We start from the raw sequence: 15,703 nt of genomic DNA on the forward strand, positions 1-15,703 counted from the left end.
GAGCGTCGATGGAGCAACGGGTACTAGGGCGTACTGGCAGGCACGTTTCGGTGGTCGGGCTGGGGACCTGGCAGCTCGGCGGCGACTGGGGCGACGACGTCGGTGACGGCCAGGCCTTGGGGATCCTCGAGGCCGCGGCCGCTGAAGGGGTGACGTTCTTCGACACGGCCGACGTCTATGGCGACGGGCGCAGTGAGCAGCTGATCGGCCGCTTCCTACGCGAGTCCGACCCGGATCGCACCATCACCGTGGCGACCAAGATGGGACGTCGAGCCGAGCAGGTGCCGGCGAACTACACCCTGAAGAACTTCCGCCTGTGGGCCGACCGATCGCGGCGCAACCTTGGCGTGGACCAGCTCGATCTCGTCCAGCTGCACTGTCCGCCAAGCGATGTCTACTCCCAGGACGCCGTCTTCGACGCCTTGGACACCCTCGTTGACGACGGGGTCCTGGCCCATTACGGCGTGAGCGTCGAGCGGGTCGACGAGGCGCTGACCGCTATCAGTCGACCGCGGGTTGCAACGGTGCAGATCATTGCGAACGCCTTCCGAGTCAAGCCGATCGAGCAGGTCCTGCCTGCCGCTGCCCGAGCGGGTGTCGGCGTGATCCTGAGGGTCCCGCTCGCCTCCGGCCTGCTTTCCGGGAAGTACGACGAGCAGACCACCTTCGCGGCGGACGACCACCGGACCTACAACCGGGACGGCAGCGCCTTCGATGTCGGCGAGACCTTCTCCGGAGTCGACTTCACCACGGGGGTGGAGGCTTCGAGGACCTTCGCGGAACTGGTCCGTCAGGAAGCGCCAGCCGGCACGACCAGCGCTCAGGCGGCCATCGCGTGGCTCTGCCAACAACCCGAGGTGTCCACCGTCATCCCGGGCGCGCGCACCGTGCAGCAAGCCCGGGCCAACGCGGCGGCAGCCTCCGTGCCAGCGCTCGGGCCTTCCTTCACCAAAGAGGTCATGGCGATCTACGACTCCCGCTTCCGGGAGGCCGTCCACTCCCGCTGGTGAGCTCCGGGGCCCGACGCGCATCACCGCAGCTGGGACCCTGCGACCTCTCGCGCCGCCTCGCGGTAGCGCTCGAGGACCGTGGGCGTGGCCTCGGCCTCGAAGGTCGCGACCTGCCCGGGCTGCCACTTCGGCGGTTCTGCCGCGCCGGAGAGGACCCAAGCGGCCTGGCGCGCTGCCCCGTCCGCGACGTACTCCCCGGGCGACGGCACTTCGACCGGCACACCGAGGATCGCAGGCGCGATCTCGCGCACGGCCCGGGACCGAGCTCCCCCACCGACGAGCGTGACCCTCTCGATGGGCACGCCTTGGCGGCGCACCGCCTCCATGCCATCGGCCATGAGGCAGAGCAGACCCTCGACCGCCGCGCGAGCCAGGTTCTCCCGGCTCATCGACTCGAGCGTCATGCCCCACAGGGAGCCGGTTGCTCGCGGCAGGTTGGGCGTGCGCTCGCCCTCGAGGTAGGGCACGTGGACGAGACCGCCCGCGCCGGGACCCGCGGCAAGGGCGAGCTCGGTCAACCCGTCGTGATCCACACCGAGGAGGCGAGCGGTGGCGTCGAGGACCCGCGCGGCGTTGAGGGTGCACGCGAGTGGGAGGAACTGCCCGGTGGCGTCGGCGAAGCCCGCCACGAGCCCGCTGGGATCGGAGGTGGTGGTGTGCGACACCGCTGCCACCACGCCCGAGGTCCCGAGGGAGACGGAGGTCTCGCCGGGCCGTAGTCCGAGGCCCAGAGCAGCGCCGGCGTTGTCGCCACAGCCGGGTCCCAGCTGCAGGTGGCCTCGGCCGGCGGTGTGGTCCCCGTCTCGGACGAGGCGGCCCGTCTCCGCGTCGCGGATGACGACCTTGCAGGACTGGGTGGAGGAGTCGATACCCGCGACGAGGGTCATCAGACGGTCCGGTCAGCCGATCAGGTGCTCGAGCGCGAGCTGCTGAAGCTTCACGAAGCCGTAGTCGCGCTCCGCGGCCTTCTCCGGGTCGAAGCCGTCGTCCGTCGCCAGGAGGTCGGCCACGGTCTCGCCCGGCTCCAAGGTGGGCCGGGCAAGGTCGAGCACCCCGGCATACTCCATCGCTTCCTGGACCCGCGCGTCGGCGCGGTACGCCTTGGCCTTGTCCGCAAGCATGATGTACATGGACATGCAGGCCCGTGCCGACTCCCAGACGCCCTCCATGCCCTCCGTGCGGGACGGCTTGTAGTCGAAGTGCCGCGGCCCGTCGTAGCGCGGGCCGTCCGGGTGGCCGGGAAAGCCGTTCTCGATCAGGTCGACGGTGAAGAACGCGGAGATCAGGTCACCGTGGCCGAAGACGAGGTCCTGGTCGTACTTCAGGCCGCGCTGCCCGTTGAGGTCGATGTGGAAGAGCTTGCCGCTCCACAGCGCCTGACCCAAGGCGTGGGTGTAGTTCAGGTTGGCCATCTGCTCGTGCCCGGTCTCGGGGTTGAGCCCGACGATGTCACCGTGCTCGAGCTCGGCGATCAGCGCGAGGGCGTGGCCAGCGGTCGGGAGGAAGATGTCACCCCGCGGCTCGTTCGGCTTGGGCTCGAGGGCGATCTTGAGGTCGTAGCCCTGGGCCTTGATGTGACCCGCGACGGTGTCCAGACCTTCCTTGTAGCGCTCCATGGCGCTGAAGACGTCCTTGGAGCCGTCGTACTCGCTGCCTTCGCGGCCACCCCACATCACGAACGTGCTGGCGCCCACCTCCGCGGCCAGGTCGACGGCGCGCAGGACCTTGCGCAGGCCGAAGCGGCGCACCGACCGGTCGTTCGCGGTCAGGCCGCCGTCCTTGAAGACCGGGTGCGTGAACGTGTTGGTGGTGACCATCTCGATGACCAGGCCGGCCTGGTCGGTGGCCTCCTTGAACCGCCCGAGGAGGCGCTGCTTCGTGGCGTCGTCGGCGTCGAACGGGAACACGTCGTTGTCGTGGAAGGTCACGCCCCAGGCGCCGAGCTCGGCAAGCTTCTCGGAGTACTCCCACGGATCGAGGGCGGGCCGGCTGGGCCCGCCGAACGGGTCGGTGCCCGTCCAGCCGACGGTCCAGAGACCGAACGAGAACTTGTCCTCAAGGGTGGGCTGACGTACCACGGCTACTCCTCGGATAATTTGTTTTCGCGTACAACATATAGAAGCCGGAAGGTAGGGTCAAGGGGTGCCGACACCCTCCGCTGCCAGCGCCGCGCGGCCGGATCCGCCAGCCGTGGAGCCGCTGGGCGCGAGGCAGTCCACCCTGCGGGAGAGCAACCTCTCCCTGGTGGCCCGGACGGTGTGCGCGTCCCCAGCTCCGCTGTCGCGCGCCGGCGTGGCTGCCCGCACCTCGATGACTCGCTCGACCGTTTCGCGGCTGGTCGACGATCTCGTCGCAGGAGGGGTGCTGGCGGAGCTCGAGCCGCCCGCGGTGACCGGACCGGGCCGACCAGCCATCCCGCTCGTCCCGAGCAGCGGGCTGGTGGCGCTCGGCCTGCAGGTCAACGCCAGCTACCTCGCCGCCCGGCTCGTTGACCTGCGCGGTCGCGTGGTGGCCGAACACGTCGAGTACGACGACCTCGTCGGCTGCGATCCACGCTCGACGCTCGGCCGCCTGGGGGCCATGAGCAAACAGGTGCTCGGCCAGGCACAGGGCGCCCGACTGGTGGGCGCCGGCCTTGCTCTGCCCGGGATCGTCTCCTCGGGATCCGGCCGGCTGCTGCTCGCACCCAACCTGGGCTGGTCCGATCTCGAGCCTGCCGCGTTCCTGGACGACGAGGCCGTGGGCGGCACACCTTTGCGGATCGGCAACGAGGCGGACCTGGCCGCCCGGACGGTGGCGCAGGTCGCACCGGGCCGTCCTGGCCGGCTGGCGGACTTCATCTACCTCTCCGGCGAGATCGGCATCGGCGGCGCCGCGGTCGTCGACGGGCAGGTCATGTCGGGCCGGCACGGCTGGGCGGGGGAAGTGGGACACGTCTGCGTGGACCCCGACGGCCCACCCTGCCGCTGCGGGTCCACCGGGTGCCTCGAGCAGTATGCCGGTCGGCAGGCGCTCGTTGCCGCCGCCGGACTCGCTCCTGACGCGACCCCCGCCGAGCTCGCGGAACGGTTGCGGTCAGGCGACTCCCGCGCGAAGACCGCCGTCGCGAGCGCCGCGTGGGCCCTGGGCATCGCCCTGGCGGGTGTCGTGAACGTCCTCGACATCCCGGCCATCGTCCTGGGCGGTCACCTGGGCCAGATCACCGAGCTTCTCCGGCCGGACCTCGAGCAGCAGCTGCGCCGGCGAGTGCTGTCCGCCCGCTGGGTTGCCCTGACCATCGAGCCGGCGGACGGCGACCCTGCACCGGGTGCGACGGGGGCGGCCCAGCTCGAGCTGACCGCCGTCCTCGCGAACCCCGCGAAGTGGGTCGACTGAGCCGGCCGCCCTCGCCCGATGGATGGGGCGGCGGGCGGCCGGGACGATTCCTGGCCTCTTGTGGCGATCCTGAGTGCGGTGTTACCGTCCCCACGGCTTTAGTTTTGCCACGCACCAAACTATCGAGCCCGCACAACCACGCGGGCCGCTGGGTCGCTGGCAGACCAGGCTTCGCCGTCACGGCAGTTCGAATCGACAACGTCCGCGCCCCCGGGCACACCTTCGGCGAAGGAGCCGCACGACATGCAGACCAACTGGGCCGGGAACCACGTGTACCGGGCCGCTCGCCTCGAGGAGCCCGGATCCGTGGCAGAGCTCCAGGAGCTCGTGGCCTCGCACGAGCGCGTGCGGGCACTGGGCTCGCGGCACTCCTTCACGGACATCGCTGACACCGACGGCGTGCTCGTGTCGCTCGCGAACCTGCCCGACGACGTGGACATTTTCGAGCCCGGCCGCAGCGTCACGGTCGGCGGTGGGGTTCTCTATGGCCACGTGGCAGAGTCGCTCCAGCAGCGTGGTTGGGCCATGGCGAACATGGCGTCCTTGCCGCACATCTCGGTCGCGGGCGCCGTGGCCACTGGCACGCATGGGTCCGGCGACCGCAACGGAAGCCTCGCGGCGGCTGTGAGTGCAGTAGAGGCGGTGGGGCCCTCAGGCGAGATCTACCGGCTGCAGCGTGGTGACGCCGACTTCGCAGGCAGCGTCGTGGCGCTCGGGGCCCTGGGGATCGTCACCGCCCTGACCCTCGACATCGAGCCCAGCTTCGACGTGCGCCAGGACGTCTTCACCGACCTGCCCTGGCCGGTGGTCGAGCAGAGCTTCGACGACATCACCGGCCGCGCGTACAGCGTCAGCCTCTTCACGGACTGGACTGCCGACTCGGTGCAGCAGGTCTGGATGAAGAGCCGGGGCACCGACTCGCCAGGGGACCTCCTCGGTGCCGCGCCGGCGACCGCCACGCTCCACATGCTCCGCGGTGGAGCGACCGAGTCGGTCACCGAGCAAGGTGGCGTCACGGGTCCTTGGCACGAAAGGCTCCCGCACTTCCGGATGGCCTTCACGCCCAGCCGGGGCGAGGAGCTGCAGACCGAGTACTTCGTACCCCGCCGGCACGCCCAGGCGGCCTTCGCCGCCATGCGGCGGCTCGGCCCCCGCATGGCGCCGCTCCTCCAGGTGGGCGAGATCCGCACCGTCGCCCGGGACGAGCTTTGGCTCAGCGGTGCCTACCAAGAGGATGTCGTCGGCCTCCACTTCACGTGGGTCCGCGACCCGGAGGCCGTGTATGCCGTCTTGCCCGCCATCGAGGCCGAGCTCCTTCCGCTCGACGCCCGGCCGCACTGGGGCAAGTGCTTCACGGCCTCGCGAGACCAGCTGCTGGCCGCGTACCCCCGGCTCACGGACTTCGTCGCGCTGCGGACCAAGGTCGACCCTGGGGGCAAGTTCGGCAACGCATTCCTCGAGCGCGTCCTGGGCTGAGGCCCACGCTACGACGCCGCCGCGCGACGCCGTTCGAGCACCCCGGATCACCAGAAGCCCTGATCGGCGCGTGCGGCACGCCGCCCGGCATGACGTCGTGGGGCCAGTCCGTCGGGACCCAGCATGACCGGACTGACCAGTTGGGTCCGAGCCGAGCTCAGGCGTGGATCCGGCACCGCACGAGTCGGCGCCAGTCGGCTCGGCAAGGGCTATGTTGGTCGGGACAGGTCCAACTCGTCGTCGCCCTGGACCCGGTGACTTCAGCTGCTGCACCGCTTGGCAGAGGAGACATCGTGTGGCACCGCCCGGGACCAGCGTCCCGACAGGCTCGAAGAGCCGACCGGGCATCTCCGATGGGCAGGACGTTTGGCACTGGCAGGCATGCACCGAAGCCACTGTGCTTGTTTCCGCGCCGCCCCACCACCGCCGGTGGGCCGATAAGGAGACCAGCCATGGCCGAACAGGCCGCCGCAACGCCCGTCGTCGACAGCTCCGTCGTCAGAGCACGACCGTGACCACTCCGATGACCACCACCCCGTTGACCTCGGACCAACAGCCCCGAGCGGCAACCAGATCGCCCTGGCTGATGCTGGCGATGGCCACCCTCGGCTTCGCGGTGAACTTCTGGGCCTGGGCGCTGATCAGCCCGCTCGGACCACTATTCCGGGCCACCGGGTCCCTCGGCACCCTGACCGAGTCCGACGTCGCCCTCCTCGTCGCTGTCCCCGTCGTGGTGGGCTCCCTCGGCCGCATCATCGTGGGCGGGCTGACCGACCGGTACGGCGGACGGGTCATGTTCCCGATCGTCTCGGGCGTGACCATCATCCCGACCCTCTTCATCGCCTTCTTCGCCCTCGACTCCTACGCCCTGCTCATCCTCGGCGGCTTCCTCCTCGGCATCGCCGGCACCGCTTTCGCCGTGGGCGTCCCGTTCGTGAACGCGTGGTTCCCGCCAGAGAAGCGCGGTCTCGCGGTCGGCATCTTCGGCGCCGGCATGGGCGGTACCGCGATCAGCGCGCTGACCACCGTCAAGCTCACCGACCACCTGGGCGCAAAGGCACCCTTCCTCATCACCGCGGTGGTGCTGGCCGGCTACTCCCTCGCCGCCTGGCTGATCCTTCGGGACGCACCCGACCGCGTGGTGCCCACCACCTCACTGGCCTCGCGGATCTCGGCCAACGCCCGGCTCCCGATCACTTGGCAGGCGTGCCTTCTCTACGCGGTGGCCTTCGGTGGGTACGTCGCCTTCTCGGTCTACCTCCCGGCATACCTCAAGACCGCCCACCACCTCACCCCGGACAGCGCGGCCAACCGGATGGCCGGCTTCGTGCTCATCGCGGTCATCCTGCGCCCCGTCGGCGGCTGGCTCGCCGACAAGGTGGGTTCGATCCCTGTGCTGGCCACCGGGTTCGGCGTCGTCGTCGTGTGCGCCGCCATCTCCGCCGGCACACCACCACTGCACGGCATCGGCACCCTCGCGTTCCTCGCGATGGCCGCCGCGCTCGGCTCCGGAAGCGGCGCCACGTTCGCCCTCATCGCCAAGGTCACTGAGCCTTCTCGGGTCGGGGGCGTGACCGGACTCGTCGGCGCAGCCGGAGGTCTGGGTGGTTTCGTGCCGCCACTGATCATGGGCTACGTCTACGGCCGCACCGACTCCTACGCCATCGGGCTGTGGATGCTCAGCGTCACCGCCGCACTGGCACTGCTCCTCACCGTCACGGTCGTCCGACGAACCGCCGCCCAAGGACAGGAAGCTCGTTGACCCCCTCGCACAAGAAGTCCACGTCCGACATCGGGATGGACGGCTCCCTCATGGAGGCACTGGTCCGCAGCCGGAGGTTCTTCACCAAGGGAACCGTCTCGGACGACCTCCGGACCATCTCGCAGGTCGGAGGGCGCGAGGCCGACGACTTCTACCGCGACCGCTGGAGCCACGACAAGGTCGTACGGTCCACCCACGGGGTGAACTGCACCGGCTCCTGCTCGTGGAAGGTCTACGTCAAGGACGGGATCATCACGTGGGAGACCCAGCAGACCGACTATCCCTCGGTCGGCCCGGACTCCCCCGAGTACGAGCCCCGCGGCTGCCCCCGTGGCGCGGCGTTCTCCTGGTACACCTACTCCCCCACTCGAGTGCGCTACCCGTATGTGCGCGGCGTCCTGCTCCAGATGTTCCGCGAGGCCAGGTCCCAGCACGACGGGGACCCGGTGAAAGCCTGGGAGCACATCGTCGAGAACCCGTTGCGGGCCAAGGCATACAAGTCGGCGCGCGGTAAGGGCGGCCTGGTCCGCGCCACCTGGGAGGAAGTCAGCGAGATCGTCGCCGCTGCGCACGTCCACACGATCAAGAAGTACGGGCCCGACCGCGTCGCCGGATTCTCGCCCATCCCCGCGATGTCGATGGTCTCGCATGCCTCCGGCGCCAGGTTCGTGAACCTCATCGGCGGCTCCATGCTGAGCTTCTACGACTGGTACGCCGACCTCCCCGTCGCCTCCCCGCAGGTCTTCGGCGACCAGACCGACGTCCCCGAGTCCGGTGACTGGTGGAACGCGGGCTACCTGATCATGTGGGGCTCCAACCTCCCCGTCACCCGCACGCCGGACGCCCACTGGATGACCGAGGCCCGATACCGCGGCCAGAAGGTCATCGCCGTCGCCCCGGACTACGCCGACAACGTGAAGTTCGCCGACGAGTGGCTGGCTGCCAAGCCCGGCACGGACGCCGCCCTCGCGATGGCGATGGGCCACGTCGTGCTGAAGGAGTTCTTCGTCGACCGCCAGACGCCCTACTTCACCGAGTACGTGAAGACCTACACCGACCTGCCCCACCTGGTCCGCCTCGAGGAAGCGGCTGACGGTGAGTACACCGCCGGCAAGTTCCTCACCGCCGCCGACCTCCCCGACCACATCGGCGACGAGAACGCCGCCTTCAAGACCGTGCTCATCGACTCCGTCACCGGCAAGCCCGTCATCCCGAACGGGTCGCTGGGCCATCGGTACGGCGAGGCAGGGGTGGGCAGCTGGAACCTCGAGCTCGGCGACGTCGACCCGGTTCTCTCCCTCCTGGACACCGCGACCGAGTCCGTCGTCGTCCGTATGCCGCGTTTCGACACCCCTGACGGCGCGGCCGCCGACCTTCCTCGGGGCATACCCGTGCGCCGCGTCGACGGTCACCTGGTCACCACCGTCTACGACCTGCTCCTCGCGCAGTACGGGGTTGGCCGGTCGCACGAGGGTCAGGCCCTTCCGGGAGTCTGGCCGACCGGTGACAACAGGGGTTACGACGACGCACAGTCGCCGTACACGCCCGCCTGGCAAGAGGCCATCACGGGAGTGCCGGCCGCCACCGCCGCTCGGATCGGGCGCGAGTTCGCGCAGAACGCCGAGGAGTCCAAGGGCCGGTCCATGATCGTCATGGGCGCCGGCACCAACCACTGGTTCCACTCCGACACGATCTACCGCGCCTTCCTCACCCTCACCAACCTCACCGGCTGCCAAGGCGTCAACGGCGGCGGCTGGGCCCACTACGTCGGTCAGGAGAAGGTCCGCCCGATCACCGGCTACACGCAGATCGCCAACGCACTCGACTGGAACCGGCCGCCGCGCAACATGATCCAAACGGCGTACTGGTACCTGCACACCAACCAGTTCCGCTACGACCAGTTCGGCGCCGATACCCTCTCAGCGACCACCGGCAAGGGCCAGCTCGCGGGCAAGTCCACTGCCGACGTCATCGCCCAGAGCGCCCGGATGGGCTGGATGCCGTCCTATCCCACCTTCGACCGCAACCCGCTCGACCTCAGCGACGACGCGGCTGCCGCCGGGAAGCCGATCGGCGAGTACGTCGCCGAACAGCTCAAGTCCGGCGAGCTGGACTTCGCCGGCGAGGACCCTGACGCGCCCAGCAACTATCCGAGGATCCTGTCGATCTGGCGGGCCAACCTCCTCGGCTCGTCGGGCAAGGGCAACGAGTACTTCCTCAAGCACCTGCTCGGCACCGACTCCTCGGTGCGAGCCACCGAGACACCTGAGGGGCAACGACCCGTCGATGTGAAGTGGAGGGACGAGGCACCGGAGGGAAAGCTCGACCTGCTCATGACGATCGACTTCCGCCAGACCAGCACCACGATCTTCTCCGACGTCGTCCTCCCCGCCGCCACCTGGTACGAGAAGCACGACCTCAACACCACCGACATGCACCCCTTCGTACACTCCTTCAACCCCGCCATCGCCCCGCCGTGGCAGACCCGCACCGACTGGGACGCGTGGCAGACGATCGCCGAGAAGTTCAGCGAGCTCGCCGCCACGCACCTCGGTGTCCGCAAGGACGTGGTCGCCGTGCCGCTCACCCACGACACCCCCGACGCGATGGCCAACCCGCACGGCGTCGTGCGCGACTGGAAGAAGGGCGAGTGCGAGCCGATCCCCGGTGTCACGATGCCCAAGCTCGTCGAGGTGGAGCGTGATTACGGCGCAGTCGCAGAGAAGATGAACGCACTCGGCCCCCTGGTGGACACGCTCGGCGCGACCACCAAGGGCGTCACGTTCGAGCTCAGTAAGCAGGTCGACTACCTCCGGGCCAAGAACGGGGCGGTCCGAGGCGGCGTGGCCGACGGTCGGCCGTCGCTGAAGAAGGACGTCAACGTGTGCGAGGCGATCCTCGCGATGTCCGGGACCACCAACGGGCACCTGGCCACCCAGGGCTTCAAGACCCTCGAGAAGCGCACCGGAGTGCGACTGGCCGATCTGGCCGAGGAGCACGAGGGCAAGCAGATCACCTTCGCCGACACCCAGGGGCCGCCCGTGCCGGTGATCACCTCGCCGGAGTGGTCGGGTTCGGAGACCGGGGGGCGGCGCTACTCACCCTTCACGATCAACGTGGAGCGCAAGAAGCCCTGGCACACCCTGACCGGGCGGATGCACTTCTACCTCGACCACGACTGGATGACCGAGCTCGGCGAGGGCCTTCCCGTATACCGGCCCCCGCTCAACATGGCGGCGCTGTTCGCCGAGCCCGCGCTGGGCACCGTGTCGGACGGTTCGGCCGGCCAGGTCGAGGGGCTGACCGTGCGGTACCTGACCCCACACAACAAGTGGTCGATCCACTCGGAGTACCAGGACAACCTGTTCATGCTCTCGCTCTCGCGCGGCGGCCAGAACATCTGGATGAGCGACCGCGACGCGGCCAAGGTCGGCATCAAGGACAACGACTGGATCGAGGCGGTCAACCGCAACGGCGTCGTCGTGGCCCGGGCGATCGTCTCGCACCGGATGCCGGAGGGAACGGTGTACATGTACCACGCCCAGGACCGGCTGATCGACGTACCGCTGGCGGAGACGTCCGGCAAGCGCGGAGGAATCCACAACTCACTGACCCGGCTGCTCGTGAAGCCGTCCCACCTGATCGGGGGGTACGCCCAGCTGACCTTTGCGTTCAACTATCTCGGCCCCACCGGCAACCAACGTGACGAGGTCACCATCATCCGCAAGCGCAGCCAGGACGTGACGTACTGATGAAGGTCATGGCCCAGATGGCGATGGTGATGAACCTCGACAAGTGCATCGGGTGCCACACCTGCTCGGTGACCTGCAAGCAGGCATGGACCAACCGCTCGGGCACCGAGTACATCTGGTTCAACAACGTCGAGACTCGGCCTGGGCTCGGCTACCCGCGCACCTACGAGGACCAGGAGAAGTGGAAGGGCGGCTGGGAGCTCACCAAGAGCGGCCGCATGAAGCTCAAGGCAGGCGGACGCCTCAAGAACCTGATGACGATCTTCTCCAACCCGATCCTGCCCTCGATCGGCGAGTACTACGAACCGTGGACGTACGACTACTCCACCCTCACCGACGCGCCCGCCCAGGAGCACACTCCGGTCGCACGACCCAAGTCGCTGATCAGCGGCAAGAACATGAAGATCGAGTGGTCGGCCAACTGGGACGACGACCTCGGCGGCTCCACCGAGACCGCGCACCGCGACCCCATGCTCAAGAAGATCGCCGACAAGGTGAAGTTCGAGTTCGAGCAGACCTTCATGTTCTACCTGCCCCGGATCTGCGAGCACTGCCTCAACCCGTCGTGCGCCGCGTCCTGCCCCAGCGGCGCGATCTACAAGCGCGAGGAGGACGGCATCGTCCTGGTTGACCAGGACAAGTGCCGGGGCTGGCGCAAGTGCGTCTCGGGCTGCCCCTACAAGAAGATCTACTTCAACCACCGCACCGGCAAGGCCGAGAAGTGCACGTTCTGCTTCCCGCGTATCGAGGTCGGCCTGCCAACCGTGTGCGCCGAGACCTGTGTGGGTCGGCTGCGCTACATCGGGTTGATGCTCTACGACGCCGACAAGGTCCTCGCGGCCGCCTCGACCACTGACGACCAGGGGCTCTACGAGGCCCAGCGCGACGTGTTCCTCGACCCGTTCGACCCCGAGGTGATGCGTGCGGCGGAGTACGCCGGCATCGCCCGCGACTGGATCGACGCGGCACAGCGCTCACCGATCTACGCCCTGATCAACACCTTCAAGGTCGCACTGCCGCTCCACCCGGAGTACCGCACCATGCCCATGGTCTGGTACATCCCACCCCTGTCCCCCGTCGTCGACGTCGTCGCAGAGACCGGGGAGGACGCCGAGGACAAGGGCAACCTCTTCGCCGCGATCGACGCCCTCCGGATCCCCATCGAGTACCTCGCCGAGCTCTTCACGGCCGGCGAGGTCGAACCCGTGGACGCCGTCCTCAAGAAGCTCGCCGCGATGCGCTGCTACATGCGCGACATCAACATGGGCCGCGACCCCGACCCCTCGATCCCCGCCGCAGTGGGGATGAGCGAGGAGGAGTTGTACGACATGTACCGCCTCCTCGCGATCGCGAAGTACGACGAGCGCTACGTCATCCCGGCCGCGCACGCCGAGCAGGCCCACTCCCTGGAGGAGCTGTCCACGGAGTGCTCCGTGTCGGAGTACGGCGGCGGACAGCAGGACCTGTTCGGCGAGGGGTCCGGAATCCCGACGCCGATCGCGGTCGAGAACTTCCAGATGCTCCAGGACCGGCAGACCTCCGACTCGCTGGCCGGACCGAGCCACACAAAGGGCCGGGTCAACCTCCTCAACTGGGATGGCAAGGGCTCCCCGCCGGGGATGTTCCCACCAACGGGCTCCGACTCATGAGCAGCCGCCGTCCCAGACCGACCCTGCCCCCCGACCAGCTCACCATCGTGTGGCAGTCGGTCTCCCTGCTCCTGGACTACCCGGACGAGTTCCTCCTCGCCCGCGCCGACCTGCTGAGGTCCGCCTCGCAGCGGCTGACGCCGGCGGTTGGGGGCTCCATCCGGGCCTTCCTTGACCACCTCCAGTCCACTCCGCTGCCGGAGCTCCAGGCGGACTACGTCGAGACGTTCGACACTCGGCGCCGCTGCAACCTGTTCCTGACCTACTTCGCCCATGGGGACACCCGCAAGCGCGGGATGGCACTGCTCCGGTTCAAGCAGTCGTACCTGCGCGCCGGGTTCGAGCTCGACGACGGGGAGCTGCCCGACCACCTCTGTGTGGTGCTCGAGTTCGCCGCCACCGTCGACCAGGACATCGGCCGCGACCTGATGCTCGACCACCGGGCCGGCCTCGAGCTGCTGCGACTCTCGCTGCGGGACATGGGCTCGCCGTGGGCGCACCTGATCGATGCAGTCACCGCCACGTTGCCGCCGCTGCGTGGCGACGAGCGCGATGCCGTCCGGCGTCTCGCTGCCGAGGGGCCACCCGAGGAAGAGGTCGGGCTCGCCCCGTTCGCCAACCCGCAGTTCAGCCCCGGCGCGGACACCCGTGCTGCCACGGCATCCATCGCGCTGCCCATGCCGTCGTTCCCGGGAGCCCGCACATGAACGAGTTCCTCTTCGTCATCCTCCCCTACCTGTGCCTGACGACCTTCGTGGTCGGTCACCTGTGGCGCTACCGCTACGACAAGTTCGGGTGGACCACGCGATCGTCCCAGCTCTACGAGAACCGCCTGCTGCGCATCGGGAGCCCGCTCTTCCACTTCGGGATGCTCGGCGTCGTCGGCGGCCACATCATCGGCCTGCTGGTGCCGCAGTCCTGGACGGACTGGGCCGGGGTCAGCGAGCACGCCTACCACGTGGTGGCCGTCACGGGAGGCCTGCTGGCCGGCGTGATGGCCGTGGTCGGCATGGCGATCCTGATGTACCGCAGACGCACCGTCGGCCCCGTCTTCTCCGCCACCACGCGCATGGACAAGGTCATGTACGCCTTCCTCGCCGTCGTGATCGTGCTGGGCATGTGGAACACCATCGCCGGCTCGATCATGACGATCGGCGGCGAGTACAACTACCGCGAGGGCGTATCCGTCTGGTACCGCTCGTTCCTCGCGTTCCACCCCGACGCCTCCCTGATGGCGGACGCGCCGCTGGGATTCCAGCTGCACGCGCTGGTCGCCTTCGGGCTGTTCGCCCTGTGGCCCTTCACCAGGCTGGTGCACGTGTTCAGCGCGCCGGTCGGCTACCTGACCCGCCCCTACATCGTCTACCGCAGTCGCGACGACGCCCAGCTCGGCAGCCACCGGCCCCGTCGCGGTTGGGACCGCGTCGGCTGAGGGCTCTGCGCCCCCGCCAGACCTGAACCACAACCCTGGAGATGAGCACGATGCAGAACGAGTCCCTGAACGATCTGACGCGACACCACCTCGAGCTCGCCCGGACGGCGACCAGCGGACGGAGTGCACAGACCGTGTTCGGAGGTCACGACCATGTCCTTCGCCAGACCCTCATCGCACTCCGCGCCGGCAGCGCCCTCGACGAGCACGAGAATCCGGGCGAAGCGACGGTCCAGGTCCTGCACGGACACGTCAGGCTCGTCTCAGGGGACACTTCGTGGAGCGGGTCAACGGGGGACCTGCTGGTCGTGCCCGATGCCAGACACGCCCTCGAGGCCGACGAAGACTCCGCGATCCTCTTGAGCGTCGGGAAGAAGAACGGCTGACACCTGGCTGCCAGCCCGCGCACTGACCCAAGGTCGGGCGGCTGGCCCTGCACCAAGCGGGCATCACTGCCCGATCATGCTCTGACCCGGGTGAGCCTCCTGCCACGCCAGCATCGAGGCGTCCCACTCGGCGCCTCCCAGCGCGATGAGTGACGCAGGGAAGAGGCCGTCCTCCTCCTTCGCGATGTGTTCGTGCAGCTCGGAGACCGCAGTCCGGATACGTTCCTGGTCGGCCGGGTCAGCCAGATCCACGGCGACAAGCAGGTCCTCGAGCTCGCGGTGCTCCCGCACCAATGGACCGATGTGCTCCGCCGCCAGGGGGTCGCGACCCATCACGGCGAACAGGCCGTTCTCCTCGCCCTGCCAGTGGGACCGCAGCTCGGCACCCATCAGGCGCAGAAGCTCACTCGCCTCGGCCAGCTCACCGCGGTCGATGGCGCGCACCGCGTCGCCACCGAGGTTGGTCGCCCGCTCGTGCTCGGCGATGTAGTCCCGGATCAGAGGCATCTCTCGACACCCGCAGTAGTGGCACATGGCTCCATCCCTCTACGGGGTCGGACCCGTTCCTCCGACCCTAGGCGACGTCGACCCGTAGACGACGGGCATGGGACCAGCCAGTTCTCGAGGCCGGGAAGACGGCCCAGCAAGGAAGGCCCACCCGGCCAGGAAGGCCTGACACCCGGCGGCCTCACTCCCGGGCCGGTCCGTGCGCCCGCAGAAGGGCGCGCTGATCTGCGGTGTCACGCGGTACCGCCGCCCAACGGTCTCGGGTTGTGACTCCGCAGCGCGCTGGCGCTTGGGATGTCAGCCTGTATGGGGATCTGGTCATCAGTGATCTCACCACGCTTCGGTGGATCCTGT

12 protein-coding genes are annotated in these 15,703 nt (G+C 68.8%); 9 read left to right on the plus strand and 3 right to left on the minus strand.

Annotated features, from left to right (window positions below; translation table 11 throughout):
• The first annotated feature begins 8 nt into the window (after positions 1–8).
• Positions 9–1,010 (plus strand): aldo/keto reductase, encoded by a 1,002-nt coding sequence (locus tag ASG91_RS18465; RefSeq protein ID WP_056924091.1) that lies wholly within the window; start codon positions 9–11, stop codon positions 1,008–1,010.
• A gap of 20 nt (positions 1,011–1,030) precedes the next feature.
• Here ASG91_RS18465 and ASG91_RS18470 read toward each other — a convergent pair whose 3' ends face one another.
• Positions 1,031–1,897 carry an FGGY-family carbohydrate kinase gene (locus ASG91_RS18470; protein WP_082594308.1) on the minus strand — a complete coding sequence of 289 codons (867 nt, stop codon included), beginning with the start codon at positions 1,895–1,897 and terminating at the stop codon, positions 1,031–1,033.
• A 12-nt stretch (positions 1,898–1,909) separates the two neighbouring features.
• Positions 1,910–3,088 carry a xylose isomerase gene (xylA, locus tag ASG91_RS18475; RefSeq protein WP_056924092.1) on the minus strand — a complete coding sequence of 393 codons (1,179 nt, stop codon included), beginning with the start codon at positions 3,086–3,088 and terminating at the stop codon, positions 1,910–1,912.
• Positions 3,089–3,152: 64 nt separating this feature from the next.
• On the opposite strand from xylA, the gene ASG91_RS18480 reads away from it, so the two are divergent.
• From ASG91_RS18480 to ASG91_RS18515, 8 genes are all read left to right on the plus strand, one after another.
• Positions 3,153–4,385, plus strand: a complete 1,233-nt coding sequence (locus ASG91_RS18480; RefSeq protein WP_235545772.1) for an ROK family protein — start codon at positions 3,153–3,155, stop codon at positions 4,383–4,385.
• A gap of 243 nt (positions 4,386–4,628) precedes the next feature.
• Entirely contained in the window at positions 4,629–5,861 is a 1,233-nt protein-coding gene (locus tag ASG91_RS18485) for an FAD-binding protein (RefSeq protein WP_056924094.1), read from the plus strand.
• 511 nt (positions 5,862–6,372) lie between these two features.
• The gene (locus ASG91_RS18490) at positions 6,373–7,623 is read left to right on the plus strand and encodes an MFS transporter (protein ID WP_235545774.1); all 1,251 of its coding nucleotides are present in this window, start codon (positions 6,373–6,375) and stop codon (positions 7,621–7,623) included.
• 35 nt (positions 7,624–7,658) lie between these two features.
• The gene (locus tag ASG91_RS18495; RefSeq protein WP_056924271.1) at positions 7,659–11,375 is read left to right on the plus strand and encodes a nitrate reductase subunit alpha; all 3,717 of its coding nucleotides are present in this window, start codon (positions 7,659–7,661) and stop codon (positions 11,373–11,375) included.
• A complete protein-coding gene (gene narH / locus ASG91_RS18500) occupies positions 11,375–13,024 on the plus strand; it encodes a nitrate reductase subunit beta (protein WP_056924096.1) in 1,650 nt (549 codons plus the stop codon). The genes ASG91_RS18495 and narH overlap by 1 nt, the downstream gene beginning before the upstream one ends.
• Positions 13,021–13,731: a nitrate reductase molybdenum cofactor assembly chaperone gene (gene narJ / locus ASG91_RS18505; RefSeq protein ID WP_056924097.1), complete on the plus strand. Its 711-nt coding sequence runs from the start codon at positions 13,021–13,023 to the stop codon at positions 13,729–13,731. Before narH ends, narJ begins: the two co-directional genes overlap by 4 nt.
• Positions 13,728–14,456: a respiratory nitrate reductase subunit gamma gene (gene narI, locus ASG91_RS18510; RefSeq protein ID WP_056924098.1), complete on the plus strand. Its 729-nt coding sequence runs from the start codon at positions 13,728–13,730 to the stop codon at positions 14,454–14,456. The genes narJ and narI overlap by 4 nt, the downstream gene beginning before the upstream one ends.
• A 41-nt stretch (positions 14,457–14,497) precedes the next feature.
• On the plus strand, positions 14,498–14,842 hold the full coding sequence (locus ASG91_RS18515) for a cupin domain-containing protein (protein ID WP_369820394.1): 345 nt from the start codon (positions 14,498–14,500) through the stop codon (positions 14,840–14,842).
• A gap of 63 nt (positions 14,843–14,905) precedes the next feature.
• Here ASG91_RS18515 and ASG91_RS18520 read toward each other — a convergent pair whose 3' ends face one another.
• On the minus strand, positions 14,906–15,349 hold the full coding sequence (locus ASG91_RS18520) for a hemerythrin domain-containing protein (protein ID WP_200961354.1): 444 nt from the start codon (positions 15,347–15,349) through the stop codon (positions 14,906–14,908).
• Between the last annotated feature and the right edge of the window lie 354 nt (positions 15,350–15,703).

Source organism: Phycicoccus sp. Soil802, assembly GCF_001429605.1.
Taxonomy (GTDB): Bacteria; Actinomycetota; Actinomycetes; order Actinomycetales; family Dermatophilaceae; genus Pedococcus.

Coding starts and splice junctions, on each gene's coding strand:
- ASG91_RS18495 (WP_056924271.1), top strand. CDS start 7,659: ATGGACGGCTCCCTCATGGAGGCACTGGTCCGCAGCCGGAGGTTCTTC.
- ASG91_RS18485 (WP_056924094.1), top strand. CDS start 4,629: ATGCAGACCAACTGGGCCGGGAACCACGTGTACCGGGCCGCTCGCCTC.
- narJ (WP_056924097.1), top strand. CDS start 13,021: ATGAGCAGCCGCCGTCCCAGACCGACCCTGCCCCCCGACCAGCTCACC.
- ASG91_RS18520 (WP_200961354.1), bottom strand. CDS start 15,349: ATGCCTCTGATCCGGGACTACATCGCCGAGCACGAGCGGGCGACCAAC.
- narI (WP_056924098.1), top strand. CDS start 13,728: ATGAACGAGTTCCTCTTCGTCATCCTCCCCTACCTGTGCCTGACGACC.
- ASG91_RS18515 (WP_369820394.1), top strand. CDS start 14,498: ATGAGCACGATGCAGAACGAGTCCCTGAACGATCTGACGCGACACCAC.
- narH (WP_056924096.1), top strand. CDS start 11,375: ATGAAGGTCATGGCCCAGATGGCGATGGTGATGAACCTCGACAAGTGC.
- ASG91_RS18470 (WP_082594308.1), bottom strand. CDS start 1,897: ATGACCCTCGTCGCGGGTATCGACTCCTCCACCCAGTCCTGCAAGGTC.
- ASG91_RS18465 (WP_056924091.1), top strand. CDS start 9: ATGGAGCAACGGGTACTAGGGCGTACTGGCAGGCACGTTTCGGTGGTC.